The 14,461-nt window shown below is 65.7% G+C and carries 10 protein-coding genes; 7 read left to right on the top strand and 3 right to left on the bottom strand.

Going from position 1 to position 14,461, the window contains the following annotated elements; all coding sequences use genetic code 11:
• Positions 1 to 61: 61 nt before the first annotated feature.
• Positions 62 to 931 carry a proteasome-type protease gene (locus tag LDZ26_RS18130; protein WP_244849532.1) on the top strand — a complete coding sequence of 290 codons (870 nt, stop codon included), beginning with the start codon at positions 62 to 64 and terminating at the stop codon, positions 929 to 931.
• A gap of 3 nt (positions 932 to 934) precedes the next feature.
• On the opposite strand, the gene LDZ26_RS18125 is transcribed toward LDZ26_RS18130, so the two are convergent.
• The 3 genes from LDZ26_RS18125 to LDZ26_RS18115 form a co-directional block, all read right to left on the bottom strand.
• Entirely contained in the window at positions 935 to 1,885 is a 951-nt protein-coding gene (locus LDZ26_RS18125; protein WP_244849531.1) for a glycerophosphodiester phosphodiesterase family protein, read from the bottom strand.
• Between the two features lie 125 nt (positions 1,886 to 2,010).
• A complete protein-coding gene (locus LDZ26_RS18120; RefSeq protein ID WP_244849530.1) occupies positions 2,011 to 3,195 on the bottom strand; it encodes a porin in 1,185 nt (394 codons plus the stop codon).
• Positions 3,196 to 3,495: 300 nt separating this feature from the next.
• Positions 3,496 to 4,785 carry a YihY/virulence factor BrkB family protein gene (locus tag LDZ26_RS18115; protein ID WP_244849528.1) on the bottom strand — a complete coding sequence of 430 codons (1,290 nt, stop codon included), beginning with the start codon at positions 4,783 to 4,785 and terminating at the stop codon, positions 3,496 to 3,498.
• A 334-nt stretch (positions 4,786 to 5,119) separates the two neighbouring features.
• Between LDZ26_RS18115 and fdnG the strand changes: the two genes are divergently transcribed.
• The 6 genes from fdnG (at position 5,120) to selB (ending at position 14,426) form a co-directional block, all read left to right on the top strand.
• Positions 5,120 to 8,188 (top strand): formate dehydrogenase-N subunit alpha, encoded by a 3,069-nt coding sequence (gene fdnG / locus LDZ26_RS18110; RefSeq protein ID WP_244849527.1) that lies wholly within the window; start codon positions 5,120 to 5,122, stop codon positions 8,186 to 8,188.
• 10 nt (positions 8,189 to 8,198) lie between these two features.
• A complete protein-coding gene (gene fdxH, locus LDZ26_RS18105; RefSeq protein WP_244849526.1) occupies positions 8,199 to 9,131 on the top strand; it encodes a formate dehydrogenase subunit beta in 933 nt (310 codons plus the stop codon).
• Complete coding sequence (locus tag LDZ26_RS18100; protein ID WP_175942253.1) at positions 9,118 to 9,768, top strand: formate dehydrogenase subunit gamma; 651 nt, start codon at positions 9,118 to 9,120, stop codon at positions 9,766 to 9,768. Before fdxH ends, LDZ26_RS18100 begins: the two co-directional genes overlap by 14 nt.
• 217 nt (positions 9,769 to 9,985) lie before the next feature.
• The gene (fdhE, locus tag LDZ26_RS18095; protein WP_244849525.1) at positions 9,986 to 11,047 is read left to right on the top strand and encodes a formate dehydrogenase accessory protein FdhE; all 1,062 of its coding nucleotides are present in this window, start codon (positions 9,986 to 9,988) and stop codon (positions 11,045 to 11,047) included.
• Positions 11,044 to 12,495, top strand: a complete 1,452-nt coding sequence (selA, locus tag LDZ26_RS18090) for an L-seryl-tRNA(Sec) selenium transferase (protein WP_244849524.1) — start codon at positions 11,044 to 11,046, stop codon at positions 12,493 to 12,495. Before fdhE ends, selA begins: the two co-directional genes overlap by 4 nt.
• Positions 12,492 to 14,426, top strand: a complete 1,935-nt coding sequence (gene selB, locus LDZ26_RS18085) for a selenocysteine-specific translation elongation factor (RefSeq protein ID WP_244849523.1) — start codon at positions 12,492 to 12,494, stop codon at positions 14,424 to 14,426. The genes selA and selB overlap by 4 nt, the downstream gene beginning before the upstream one ends.
• The last annotated feature ends 35 nt before the right edge of the window (positions 14,427 to 14,461 follow it).

Raw genomic sequence — 14,461 nt, 5'->3', positions numbered from 1 at the left:
TGCGATGCGCAGACAGATCAGTACAATAGTGGCTTGGCTTTTTGTTTTCGGAAATTTCGACATGACTTACTGCGTGGGCATGTGCGTGGACGAGGGTCTCGTGTTCTTGTCCGACACGCGCACCAACGCTGGCGTGGACCACGTCAGCGCCGCTCGCAAGATGGCTGTTTTCGAGCAGCCGGGCGAGCGCGTGATCGTGTTGCTCGCGGCCGGCAACCTGGCGCTCACGCAAGCGGTGACGCAGTTGCTCGCCGAGCCCGCCGACCATCACGCGCCGACGCTCTATAGCTGCACCACGATGGCGGAAGCCGCGCGCATCGTCGGCGATGCGGTGCGCGAAGTGCATCGGCGCGATGCGCTGTCGCTCGCGGAATTCAGCGTCGACTTCAATTGCAGCTTCATTCTCGGCGGCCAGATTCATGGGCAGGGTCCGCGCCTTTTCATGGTGTACGCGGCCGGCAATTTCATCGAGTCGACGCGCGTGTCGCCGTATTTTCAGATCGGCGAGTCGAAGTACGGCAAGCCGATCATCGACCGCGTGATCACGCCGACCTCGCCGCTCGACGAGGCCGCCAAATGCGCGCTCATTTCGATGGATTCGACGCTGCGCTCGAATCTCTCGGTCGGTCTGCCGCTCGATTTGCTGGTCTACGAGAAGGACGCGCTGCGCGTCACGCGCTTTGCCACGCTGGACAACAACAGCGCGTACTACCAGATGATCAACCGCACGTGGGGCGAGCGGCTGCGGCAGCTTTTCGGCGAGATTCCGAACCCGACGTGGACTGATCTGGCCGACGTGCCGCTGCGCCGGCGTGAAGCGGACAACATGGTGCCGCGGCTCGTGATCGGCGATCTGCCTGCCGGTCCCGATGCGCCTGCGCAGACGCTCGCGCAGGACGTCGAGGGCGGAGGAAACCTGCCGCAGCAGTGAGTCTTAGCGGGCGTCGGCGGGGCATTGCAGTGGCATCGCGAGGCTCGCCTTGATCGCCTGCATTCTGCGCGGTGAATCCGCCAGCACGGCGTCGATGCCGAGACACGCGGCCGCGCGATAGTCCTCGGCGTTGTCGATGCCGATGGCGAGCACATGCACCTCGCCCCGCGCCCGGAAGCACGCGAGCGACTCGCGCGTCCACAGCTTCGCTTCCACCGGCGAGCGCGCTTCGCCGAGCGTGAAGGTCTCGACCAGTTCCATCTGCCTTTTCCACTCGAATGCAGCCCATGTGCCGGGCTGCGGCGCGTCGGCGCACGTTTGCCCCAACGCGACGCCCGCGAGCCGCCCACGAGTCGCATCGCGCGATTCGAAAAGCCGCGCCTGCGGGTAGGCGGCGAACGCCGTCTGATAGGCCGCGTCGGTGGAATAGATCAGCACACGCGACCACGCATTCGCGCGATCGAGCACGCGGGCGACGGCCGCGGTCTGCGGCTCGGCGGGCAGCGCCTTCATGTCGAGCATCACGGGCACGGACGCCGGAATCGCGGAGAGCGCGTCTTCGAGCGTCGGAATGCGCAGCGGATGCGCGCGGTACGGATACGTCCGGGCGCCGCGCGCATCGGCGTGAGCGAAGTTCCAGCCTGCGTTCAGGCGTTGCAGCGCGGTAAGGTTCAGGCTCGCGACGGCGCCTTTGCCGTCGGTATTCGCCGACGAATCCGCCGGGCGATACAGCACCGGCACGCCGTCACGCGTGATCTGTACCGAAAGCCAGATGGCATCCGCGCGATGCGCCAGCGCGCCCGCGATGGCAAGCAGCGTGTTTTCCGGGAAGTCGGCCGTGCCGGCGCGATGCGCGACGATCATCGGCAAGGCGGGTGGCTCGTCCGCGAACGCACGCGCAAGGCCGCTCGCCAGCAGCGAAGCGAGAGCGATCCGGCGGAGAAAGGCGATCATTCAATGGACTCCGTAGCAGCGGTATCGAGCGCGCATAAAAAAACAGCCATCGGAGAACCGATGGCTGTTCGAGATACCGCTTGTCCGCTGACGCAGCACTTGCGTGCCACGCCAATCGGTTGTTCTTAGAACTTGTGACGCAGGCCGATCAGGACCAGTTCCTGGTGGCTGCGGCCGCTGTCGAAGCCGAAGTCGCTGATCGAAGCCGTTGCGTTGACCCGCGACTGCGTGCCGTCCGCGTTGTTCACGCGTTGCGTGCCGCTTGCGTGCTGGTACGCGCCGACTGCGTAGACATCCGTGCGCTTCGACAGCGAGTAGTCCGCACCGATCGAAGCCTGGTGGTACGTCGCCGACGTGTCGCCGCTTGCGTGCGTGTACGTGTAGCCGAGGCCCAGCAGCATGGCCGGCGTCAGCTGGAAGTTCACGTAGCCGTTGCCGACGTTGAACTTCTCTTGCTGCTGGAACAGCGAGCTGGCGTCGTTCTTGTACTGCGCGAAGCTGTACGACGCGCCGACCGTGAACGGACCGAACACGTACTGGCCTGCGCCGCGCGCGATGCCGATTGCATGAGCCGTCGAGTAGCCGCTGTTGATCACCGAGTTGAACAGCGAATCCGACGACGGGCTGTTCCAGCCGGTGTTCGTTCCCGTCAGAGGCGCGCGGCCGGTCGTCGGGTTGTTCACGTACAGGTAGCTGCCTGCCAGGCCGACCGGACCGTTGTTATACGTGACCGCGCCGCCCCAGGTCTGGCCCTGGCCGGTCGCGCCCGCCAGGTTGCTGAAGCCGTAGATGCCTTCGAACTGGAAGCCCGAGAACACCGGCGAAACATACTTGACCGCGTTGCTGACGCGCAGGCTGTTGTCGTAGTTGTCGACGTCGCCCGGCGTGGCGAACGCTGCGCCCCAGTAGTTGTCGGCCGTGAGGCCCTGGACCATGTCGACCGACGGGTCATATTGACGACCCAGCGTGACCGTACCCCACTGGTTGCCGCTCAAACCGACGAATGCCTGACGACCGAACTCGCGCCCACCCTGATTCAGACGACCCGTACCCGGATCGAAGCCGCTTTCCAACTGGAACAGTGCCTTCAGGCCGCCGCCGAGGTCTTCCTGACCCTTCAAGCCCCAACGCGGGCCGGACAGCGTGCCGTTGACCATGCCGAAGAGGTGGTCGCCTGCCGAGTTGGCATGGCTGACATAGGCCAAGCCCGTATCGATCACGCCATACAGCGTCACGCTCGTTTGTGCCTGTGCTGCGCCAGCTGCGCCGAGCAGGGCCAGCGAGAGGGACGTCAGTGCGAATCGTTTCATCGAATTCTCCACGCGAATGATTAAAATCGTTGTTACCGGCGCAGAGAATAACGCAACGTTTCGTTACGTTAGAAACGAAAAAAAATGGACTGTCTCCAAAAAGACACAGTGCCGCGAGACGCCCGCCCATACACGGTTTACGGCTGTCTCTTTTGAAAACTGAGACACGACAAAGTCCCGCCGCAAAAGTTCCGCGCACAGTTTGACGCGCGAAGCGAAACTCGCGGGGTTATTACGATTAATGCCGAAGCGGATAACAAACCCGATTTTCTATTGGCGCGAGCAGCCCCGGTCGGCCGTTCAAACGTCGCCGGAAGGACCGCCGCCGTCGCGCCGCGACAGCAGCGCCACGGCCACGCCCGCGGTCGCCGCGACGAGCACCGCGCGCCACGGGTGGCGCTTCACCGCGGCGTTCGCCTGCGACGCCTTGCGCCCCGCGCCGACCATCGCAACGGCGGTGGCGCGCGTGGCCGTCGATTCGGCGCGCGCCACCTTGCGGGAAAGTTCGATCGCCCGCCTGAGCGCGAGCGCGGCCTTGCGCGTGCGGCCGCCGTTCGGAATCCGCGCGGGTTGCGGGCGCGCGCGTCGAACGTCGAGCGTGGTCGGCGCGGGCGGTTCGATGTCCGCCGCCATGTCGACGCGCGTGGAGGCCGCGAGCATCGACCCGATCTTGGCGCGGCTTCCCGGCGGCACGCTGCCGTTGTCCTGCACGCCCCACGCGCCGCGCGGATCGTGCATGCGCGCGCGCGCCGCCGAAAACTCGGCGCCCAGCAAAAGCACCGCCGCCGAGAAGTACAGCCACATAAGCAGCACCGCGAGCGATCCTGCCGCGCCGAACGCGCTGGCGGTGCCCGCGTGCGTCAGATAGAAGGCGAACAGCTTTTTTCCCACCGAGAAGAAGATCGCCGCCACGACGCCGCCGACGAGCGCATCGCGCCACTGAACCGGCGCATCGGGCAGAAACTTGAGGAGCGCGCCGAACGCGACGGAGAGAATTGCGAGCCCGACCACCAGTTGCACGACATCGCCGATGACGACGAACGGCGAGTCGCCCCACAGCCACAGGCCGACCGCCTGAATCGCAGTGTCGAGCACGAGGGAGACGATGAGCAGGAACGCGACGCCCAGCACGAGCCCGAACGACACCAGCCGCACGCGCACCATCGCGAGCACGCTGGAACGCTGTTCGCCGGTGAGCGGCCAGACGATATTGAGCGCCGTGTTGAGCGAGGAGAACGTCGCCGACGCGCCCACGGCGAGCAGCACGAAGGAGATGATCGCGGCGATCCCCGTTCCGCCGCTGCGATGCGCGTTTTCCACGATGCTCTGCACGCCCGCCGCCGCCTGATCGCCGATCAGCCCGTTGACCTGATGAAACAGCTGGCCGCGCGCCGCTTCCGGGCCGAACACCCAGCCGGCCACCGCGATCACCATGACGAGCGTCGGCGCGAGCGAGAACGCGGAATAGAACGCGATGCTCGCGGCCATCGCGGCGCAGCGGTCTTCGGAGAACTGCTTGAGCGCGCCCAGCGCCCACGACGCATCTTTTTTGACTGCGGAACCTATTTTTTGCGTGGAAACGGAGCTCATGACGAATCTCTCGGTTCGATCGAACGGTGGCGGCGCGGGCTTTGTGCGCGTTGCGCGAGCCCGCGGGCGGTAATTGCAACCGATCGAGCAGGTTCCGTTCCAAGACAGGCGCGAACGGGCGAAGCGCATCAATAAGAAGATTGCTATGATCGCGCCTGCCGCGACGGGACGCTCGTTCGTTTCGCGCGGCGCAACCGCCAGACCGCGCGCCAGCCAGGACGGCTGCAGCGTCGGCGGATCGAGAAATCGACGCTGCGTGCGACGGCAGGACCCAGGCCGAACGCGCGCTTCTATACTTTTAGAGCACCCCTCTTCACGACGCGCCGAGGACATCATGCTTCAAATGTCACGGCGACAGTTCCTCAAGGTTTCCGCGAGCACGCTCGCCGGATCGAGCCTGGCTGCACTGGGCTTCTCTCCGGCACCCGCACTCGCCGAAGTCCGACAATACAAACTGTCGCGCACCACTGAAACGCGCAACACCTGTCCGTACTGCTCGGTCGGGTGCGGCATCCTGATGTACGGTCTCGGCGACAACGCCAAGAACGCGAAGGCCAGCATCATCCATATCGAAGGCGATCCCGACCATCCGGTCAATCGCGGCACGCTGTGCCCGAAGGGCGCATCGCTCATCGACTTCATCCATAGCCCGAGCCGGCTGATGTATCCCGAGTATCGCGCGCCCGGTTCGTCGGAATGGAAGCGCATCTCGTGGGACGACGCGCTCGACCGCATCGCGAAGCTGATGAAGGAAGACCGCGACGCGAACTTCGTCGAGACGACGGCGGACGGCAAGAAGGTCAACCGCTGGCTCACGACGGGCATGCTCGCCGCGTCGGCGGGCAGCAACGAAGTCGGCTATCTGACGCACAAGACTATCCGCAGTCTTGGCATGCTCGCATTCGACAATCAGGCGCGTGTCTGACATGGCCCGACGGTGGCAGGTCTTGCCCCGACGTTTGGCCGTGGAGCGATGACGAACCATTGGGTCGACATCAAGAACGCGGACGTAATTCTGGTGATGGGCGGCAATTCGGCCGAGGCGCACCCGTGCGGTTTCAAATGGGTGACCGAGGCGAAGGCGCACAGAAAGGCGCGGCTGATCGTAGTCGATCCGCGCTTCACGCGCACGGCATCGGTCGCGGATTTCTACGCGCCGATTCGCACCGGCACGGACATCGCCTTCCTTGGCGGCGTCATCAACTATCTGTTGACGCACGACAAGATCCAGCACGAGTACGTGAAGAACTACACGGACATGTCGTTCATCGTGCGCGAGGACTTCGCGTTCAAGGACGGCACGTTCTCGGGCTATGACGCCGAGCATCGCAAGTACGACAAGACGAGCTGGGACTACGAGCGCGGCGACGACGGCTTCGTGAAGGTCGACCCGACGCTGCAGCATCCGCGCTGCGTCTACAACCTGATGAAGCAGCATTACGCCGCCTACACGCCCGAAATGGTGACGAAGGTGTGCGGCACGCCGACCGACAAGTTCCTGAAGGTCTGCGAGATGCTCGCATCGACGGCGGCGACGAACCGCGCGGGCACCATTCTGTACGCGCTCGGCTGGACGCATCACTCGGTCGGCGCGCAGATGATCCGCACCGGCGCGATGGTGCAGCTTCTGCTCGGCAACATCGGCATTGCGGGCGGCGGCATGAACGCGCTGCGCGGTCACTCGAACATCCAGGGGCTGACCGACCTCGGCCTGATGTCCAACCTTCTGCCGGGCTACATGACCCTGCCGATGGAAGGCGAGCAAGACTACGAGCAATACATCACGAAGCGCGCGACGCAGCCGCTGCGGCCCAACCAGCTGAGCTACTGGAAGAACTATCGCGCGTTCCACGTGAGCTTCATGAAGTCGTGGTGGGGCGACAACGCCACCGCCGAGAACAACTTCGGCTTCGACTTCCTGCCCAAGCTCGACAAGTCCTACGACATGCTCCAGGTCTTCGAGCTGATGGCGCAGGGCAAGATGAACGGCTACATCGCGCAGGGCTTCAATCCGCTCGCCGCCGCGCCCAACAAGGCGAAGATCGGCCTCGGATTGTCCAAGCTGAAGTGGCTCGCCATCATGGACCCGCTCGCGACCGAAACGTCGGAGTTCTGGAAGAACCACGGCGAGTTCAACGACGTGGATTCGTCGAAGATCCAGACCGAAGTGTTCCGTCTGCCTACGACTTGCTTCGCGGAAGAGCGCGGCTCGCTCGTGTCTTCGTCGCGCGTGCTGCAATGGCACTGGCAGGGCGCGCAGCCGCCGGGCGAGGCGAGGAGCGACATCGAGATCATGTCGGGGCTGTGGCTGCGTATTCGCAAGGCGTATCAGGAGCAGGGCGGCAAGTATCCCGATCCGATCCTGAAGATGTCGTGGCCGTACGCGGACCCGGAAAGCCCGACGCCCGAAGAACTCGCGATGGAGTTCAACGGCCGCGCGCTCGCCGACGTCACCGATCCGACCGACAAGACCAAGGTGCTCGCGAAGAAGGGCGAACAGCTTTCGAGCTTCGCCTTGCTGCGCGACGACGGTTCCACGGCGAGCGGATGCTGGATCTACTGCGGCGCGTGGACGCAGGCGGGCAATCAGATGGGCCGCCGCGACAACAGCGATCCGACCGGCATCGGCCAGACGCTGAACTGGGCGTGGGCGTGGCCGGTGAATCGCCGCGTGCTGTACAACCGCGCATCGTGCGATGTGAGCGGCAAGCCGTTCGATCCGTCGCGCAAGCTGATCGGCTGGAACGGCCGTGCCTGGACCGGCGCGGACATACCGGACTTCAAGGCGGACGAACCGCCGGAAAACGGCATGAATCCGTTCATCATGAATCCGGAAGGCGTGGCGCGTTTCTTCGCTCGCGACGGCATGAACGAAGGTCCGTTCCCCGTTCACTACGAACCGTTCGAGACGCCGCTCGGCTACAACCCGTTCTTCCCGAATGAGAAGAACGTCACGAGCAATCCGGCGGCGCGCGTGTTCCCGGACGACCGCGCGGCCTTCGGCACTGCCGATCAGTTCCCGCATACGGCGACGACCTATCGCCTGACCGAGCACTTCCACTACTGGACGAAGCACGTGAAGCTCAACGCGATCGTGCAGCCGCAGCAGTTCGTGGAAATCGGCGAGGATCTCGCGAAGGAAGTGGGCGTCGTCGCGGGCGATCGCGTGAAGGTGTCGAGCAATCGCGGGCACATCATCGCGGTGGCGCTCGTCACCAAACGCATCAAACCGCTGACCGTGGAGGGCAAGAAGGTGCAAACCGTCGGCCTGCCGCTGCACTGGGGCTTCAAGGGCCTGACGCAGCCGGGCTATCTCGTCAACACGCTGACGCCTTCCGTGGGCGACGGGAACTCGCAGACACCGGAGTTCAAGTCGTTCCTCGTGAAGGTCGAGAAGGTATAAGGAGACGAGAATGGCTCTGCAATCGCTCGATATCAAGCGCGTTTCCGCCACCACCACGCCGCCGCCGCAAATCCGCGAGCCGGTCACGGGCACCGTCGCGAAGCTCATCGACGTGTCGAAGTGCATCGGCTGCAAGGCCTGCCAGACGGCGTGCATGGAGTGGAACGACCTGCGCGACGACGTGGGACACACGACCGGCGTCTACGACAACCCGCGCGATCTCACCGAACATTCGTGGACGGTGATGCGCTTCACGGAGTACGAGAACCCGAAGGGCGACCTCGAATGGCTGATCCGCAAGGACGGCTGCATGCACTGCGAGGACCCGGGCTGTCTGAAGGCGTGTCCGTCGCCGGGCGCGATCGTTCAGTACACGAACGGCATCGTGGATTTTCACGAGGAAAACTGCATCGGCTGCGGCTATTGCGTGACGGGCTGCCCGTTCAACATTCCGCGTATCTCGAAGGAAGACAACCGCGCGTACAAGTGCACGCTCTGTTCCGATCGCGTCGCGGTCGGACAGGAACCGGCGTGCGTGAAGACGTGTCCGACCGGCGCGATCATGTTCGGCACCAAGACCGACATGATCCAGCAGGCGGAAGACCGCGTGGAAGACCTGAAGGAGCGCGGTTTCGAGAACGCCGGTCTGTACAACCCGGCGGGCGTGGGCGGCACGCACGTCATGTACGTGCTGCATCACGCGGATCAGCCGGGGCTGTATCACGGGCTCGCGGAAAATCCTCGCATCAGTCCGCTCGTGTCGGTCTGGAAGGGCGTGACGAAGCCGCTCGCGGTCGCGGGCATGGCGCTCGCGGCGCTCGCCGGATTCTTCCACTACACGCGTGTCGGTCCGAACGAAGTGAGCGCGGAAGAGGAAGCCGAGGCGCAGCGCGAGGCCGATGAAGCACGCAACAACAGGGAGCGTTCGAATGAAACACGATAGCGAATTGCGCGACGTGCGAGGCAACCGCCTGATCGTGCGCTACACGCCGAACGAGCGCACGAACCACTGGATCACCGCGATCAGCTTCGTGCTGCTCGCGTTGTCCGGGCTCGCGATGTTTCATCCGTCGATGTCGTGGCTCTATGCGATCTTCGGCGGCGGGCAATGGACGCGCATCCTGCATCCGTTCGTCGGCTGCGTGATGTTCCTGTCGTTCATGGTCCTCGCGTTGCGCGTGTGGCATCACAACCATCTGGACAAGAGCGACATCCAGTGGATGAAGCAGATCGACGACGTGCTCGCCAACCGCGAAGACCGCCTGCCCGAGATCGGCAAGTACAACGCCGGTCAGAAGCTCGTGTTCTACGTGATGGTGGCGAGCCTGCTGTTGCTGCTCGCTTCCGGCGTCGTGATCTGGCGCGCGTACTTCGCGTTCTACTTTCCGATCACCGTCATCCGGCTCGCGGCGGTTGTCCACGCGGCGACGGCTTTCGTGCTGATTATGTCGATCATCATCCACATCTATGCGGGACTGTGGATCAAGGGATCGATCAGCGCGATGGTGCGCGGAACCGTGACGTACGGATGGGCGCGCAAGCATCATCCGCGCTGGTTCAAGGAAATCATCGGGAAGTAGGCGTCGCGGCTTTCTCGCGAAACGCCCGGCAGTGATCCAAACCGCTCGCGCCTCGTTCAGGCCGGGCGGTTCTTCTTTGCGCAGCACTATCCGCGCGACGCAGCGCACGCAGACGTGCGCCGTCTGAACGCTATCCGACAAGCTGTTATTCTCCCTTTCAATGCGCCGTTTTTTGCGCCGCACTCAAAGCACCTAAGCATTCCAAGGACGAACTCAAGTGGTCCAACGCATACTCGAATCCGCTGCATCGATCGAAGCACTCGATCAGTCGGCCATTCCACGGCTGCGCATGCCTGAACGCGCCACGGTGTTCAGCGCCCGCGCCGCGCGCCTGCGCCAGCTTGCGGACGCGAGCCATCCCATCGCGGGCTATTTGCGCCTGATGGCCGCGCTCGCCGACGCGCAACAGCATGTGCTCGCCGGCTTCACCGCGCCGATGCCGTCGCGCGAATCCATCGCGCTGAACCAGCAGCATTCGATGCCCATCGTTCCCGCGCTCGGCGCGAACGAGCGCGATCCCGCATGGCGCGACGTACTTTTCATGCTGCTCGATCGCATCGAGGCCGCGGGCGCGCTGACGCCGCCGCTCGCGCAACTCGTCGCGCATCTGCGGTCGATGCCCGCCGCCAAACTCGACGCGCAGGCCGACGCCATTCTCGCTTTGCGTTTCGCGGAGATCGAACCCGCCGCCGCGCCGTTCATCGTGGCGGCGCTGCAAGTGGTGTGGACGGACATCGCGAGCCGCATCGGCAGCGCGGAAGTGCCGTATATGGACACGTCGGGCGTGTGCCCCGTCTGCGGCACGATGCCGGTGGCGAGCATCGTGCGCGTGGGCGGCGTGCACGAAGGCTATCGCTACGTGCAGTGCGGCCTGTGCTCGACGGAATGGCACGTCGTGCGCGCGAAGTGCTCGAATTGCGATTCGACCAAGGGCATCGCGTATCACGCAATGGACGGCGCCGAAGCCAGCACCGCGCAAACCGCTGAAGACGAGCAAGCCCGCGCCGAACGCGCCCGCAACGCGCCGCTGAAAGCGGAGTCGTGCGACGAATGCGGCACGTACCGCAAGATCGGCTATCAGGAGAAAGCGTACGACTTCGAGCCGTTCGCGGACGATCTCGCGAGCCTGACGCTCGATCTTTTGATGGGCGATGCGGGCTTCCGACGCCCCGCGCCGAATCCGTGGCTGTGGCCCGAACAAAGCGCATCGGACGAAGCGGACCAAGCGGACCAAGCGGACCAAGCGGGCCAAGCGGGCCAAGCGGACCAAGCACGATGAGCGACGTGACCGGCGGCGACGGCAGCGAACTGCGCGCGCTGATGGCCCGCGTGCCGTCGGTGGAGCGCGTGCTCGCATCGGCGCTGTTCGAGCCGCTCATCGACGAATATGGCCGTACGCAGACGCTCGCCGCCCTGCGCGCGACGCTCGACGCGTGGCGCGCCGACGCGCAGGCGGGCCGCGCATCCGTGGAGGCGCTCACGGAAACCATGCTCGGCCACGCCGTGAGTCTGCGGCTCGCGAGCCGCGCGCAAAGCCGCGTGCGAACCGTGTTCAATCTGACGGGCACGGTGCTGCACACGAACCTCGGCCGCGCGCTGTTGCCGGACGAAGCCGTGCGCGCCGTGGCCGACGTGCTCACGCGTCCCGCGAATCTCGAATTCGATCTGGATACCGGCGCGCGCGGCGATCGCGACGACCTGATCAACGCGCTCATCTGCGAACTGACGGGCGCGGAAGCGGCGACTGTCGTGAACAACAACGCGGCGGCCGTGCTGCTCACGTTGTCCGCGCTCGCGCCGAGAAAAGAAGTGATCGTGTCGCGCGGCGAGCTGGTGGAAATCGGCGGCGCGTTTCGCATTCCGGACATCATGAGCCGCGCGGGCGCGAAGCTGCGCGAAGTTGGCACGACGAACCGCACGCATCTGAAGGACTACGAGGAAGCGATCAACGCGAAGACCGCGCTGCTGATGAAGGTCCATTGCAGCAATTACGCGGTGACCGGCTTCACGAAGGAAGTCACCACAGCCGAACTCGCGCCGCTCGCGCATGAACGCGGCTTGCCGGTCGTCGTCGATCTCGGCAGCGGCACGCTCGTCGATCTCACGCAATGGGGCTTGCCGCGCGAAGCGACCGTGCGCGAGACGGTCGAAGCGGGCGCGGATCTCGTGACGTTCAGCGGAGACAAGCTGCTCGGCGGACCGCAAGCCGGCCTTATCGTCGGCGCCAAGGATCTGATCGCGAAGATCAAGAAGCATCCGCTCAAGCGTGCGCTGCGCGTCGGCAAGCTCACGCTCGCGGCGCTCGAGGCGGTGCTGCGCCTGTATCGCACGCCCGAGACGCTGCAAGCGCGCCTCACGACGCTGCGCCTGCTCACGCGTCCCGCCGACGCGATGCGCCTCGCCGCCGAGCGCATTCAGCCCGCGTTGCAGCGCCTGACGGGCGATGCGTTCGCCGTGACTACCGAGCCGATGTTCAGCCAGATCGGCAGCGGCGCATTGCCGGTGGACGTGCTGCCGAGCTACGGCCTCGCCGTGCGGCTCGCGAGCGGCAAGCGCGGCGGCGGGCAACTGAACCGCATCGAGCGCAAGCTGCGCGCGTTGCCGCGGCCGGTGATCGGGCGCATTGCGGACGGCGCGCTCTGGCTCGATCTGCGTTGTCTCGAAGAAGCCGACGAAGCCGCATTCATCGCGCAACTCGACGGCCAGGGCCGGAGCGAAGGCGCATGATCGTCGGCACGGCGGGGCATATCGATCACGGCAAGACCACGCTCGTGCGCGCGCTGTCCGGCGTGGACACCGACCGCCTCAAGGAAGAGAAAGCGCGCGGCATTTCCATCGAACTCGGCTACGCGTATGTGCCGCTCTCGGATGGCGGCATGCTCGGCTTCATCGACGTGCCGGGCCACGAAAAGCTCGTGCATACGATGGCGGCGGGCGCGAGCGGCATCGACTTCGCGCTCCTCGTGATTGCCGCCGACGACGGCGTGATGCCGCAGACGCGCGAGCATCTCGCGATTCTCGAACTGCTCGGCGTGACGACGGGCGCGGTGGCGTTGACGAAGACCGACCGCGTCGACGAAAGCCGCCTGCGCGAAGTCCACGCGCAAATCCGAACGCTGCTCGCGCCGACGCCGCTCTGCGATGCGCCGATCTTCGACACCAACGCCACCGCCGCCGACGATCCCGGCGTGGCCGCGCTGAACGCGCATTTGCGCGATGCCGCCGCGCACTGGCGCGCGCGCCGCGACGATGGCTTCTTCCGCCTCGCGGTCGATCGCGTGTTCACGCTGTCGGGGCAAGGCACCATCGCGACGGGCACGGCGTTCGCGGGGCGCGTGAGCGTGGGCGACGTGCTCGCGCTCGCGCCGCGCGAATCGGCGAGCGACGTGCGCGTGCGCAGCATTCACGCGCAGAACCGCCCGGCGGAGGCGGGCCACGCGGGCGAGCGTTGCGCGCTCAATCTCGCGGGCATCGAGAAAGATGCGCTCGCACGCGGCGACTGGATCGTGGATGCGCGCATTGCGAAGGCGTCCGAGCGGCTCGACGTCGAACTCACGCTGCTCGCCGATGCCGGGCTCACGCTTGCGCACTGGACGCCGCTGCATGTGCACCTCGGCACGACGCATCGCGTGGCGCACGTCGCGTTGCTGGAGGCGGACACGCTCGCGGCGGGACAATCGGCGCGCGTGCAGCTCGTCTTCGATCAACCGGTGTGCGCGTTGCCGGGCGACCGCTTCATCGTGCGCAATGCGCAGGCGAGCCGCACGGTAGGCGGCGGCCGCGTGCTCGATCCGTTCGCGCCTGCCCGCAAGCGCCGCACGCCGCAGCGCCGCGCGTGGCTCGACGCGCTGGCCGCCTGGCTCGACACGCATCGCGCCGATGCGCTTTTCGATGAATCGCCGTACGGCTTGCCGCGCTCGCTCGTCGAGCATCTGTGCGGCCGTCCGGCGGCATCGGTCGCGCTGCCGGACGGCTTGCGCCGCGTGCCTCTGCCCGACGACGCGCTCTTCATCGCCGCCGCGCAGTGGAATGCGCTCGCCGCGCGTCTCACGAGCGCGCTCGCCGCTTTCCACGAACGCTTTCCCGACGAGCAAGGACCCGACGCCGCGCGTCTGCGCCGCATGGCCGCGCCGCTCGCATCGGATGCGCTGTGGCGCGCCCTGATCGACGACGCCGTGGCGCGCGGGACCGTCGCGCGCAGCGGGCCGTGGCTGCATCTGCCGTCGCATACGGTGGCGCTCGATGCAGCCGAAGAATCGCTCGCGCAGGCGGTGCTGGCGTCGATCGAACGCGGACGTTTCGACCCGCCGTGGGTGCGCGACCTCGCGCGCGAACACGGCGCACAGGAAGAGGACATGCGGCGCCTCTTGCGCAAGCTCGCGCGGCGCGGCGACGTGTTGCAGGTCGTGCGCGATCTCTTTTATTCGCGATCCGCGATAGCAGAACTCGCGCGACTCGCGGCCGAACATGCCCGCACGCGCGACGGGACTACGAGTGCGGCGAGCGGCATCGGCGCAGCGGAGTTCCGCGATGCAAGCGGCCTCGGCCGCAAACGCGCGATTCAGGTTTTGGAGTTCTTCGACCGCGTTGGTTACACTCGCTTTCATCGCGACCTGCACCTGTTGCGCACCGACAGCCGCTGGCACGAGCCGGTCTGAGCGGCTCCCGCCGCGCCCTTTGCGCTACTGCGCCA

The sequence above is a fragment of the Caballeronia sp. SL2Y3 genome, assembly GCF_022879575.1.
GTDB lineage: Bacteria > Pseudomonadota > Gammaproteobacteria > Burkholderiales > Burkholderiaceae > Caballeronia.
Note: the sequence above shows the minus strand (reverse complement) of the source record. Positions and strands in the feature narration are given on the sequence as shown.

Bases quoted from the DNA above. Each gene is read 5' to 3' on its own strand.
- LDZ26_RS18130 (WP_244849532.1), top strand. From the start codon at position 62: ATGACTTACTGCGTGGGCATGTGCGTGGACGAGGGTCTCGTGTTCTTG.
- LDZ26_RS18125 (WP_244849531.1), bottom strand. From the start codon at position 1,885: ATGATCGCCTTTCTCCGCCGGATCGCTCTCGCTTCGCTGCTGGCGAGC.
- LDZ26_RS18120 (WP_244849530.1), bottom strand. From the start codon at position 3,195: ATGAAACGATTCGCACTGACGTCCCTCTCGCTGGCCCTGCTCGGCGCA.
- LDZ26_RS18115 (WP_244849528.1), bottom strand. From the start codon at position 4,785: ATGAGCTCCGTTTCCACGCAAAAAATAGGTTCCGCAGTCAAAAAAGAT.
- fdxH (WP_244849526.1), top strand. From the start codon at position 8,199: ATGGCTCTGCAATCGCTCGATATCAAGCGCGTTTCCGCCACCACCACG.
- LDZ26_RS18100 (WP_175942253.1), top strand. From the start codon at position 9,118: ATGAAACACGATAGCGAATTGCGCGACGTGCGAGGCAACCGCCTGATC.
- selA (WP_244849524.1), top strand. From the start codon at position 11,044: ATGAGCGACGTGACCGGCGGCGACGGCAGCGAACTGCGCGCGCTGATG.
- selB (WP_244849523.1), top strand. From the start codon at position 12,492: ATGATCGTCGGCACGGCGGGGCATATCGATCACGGCAAGACCACGCTC.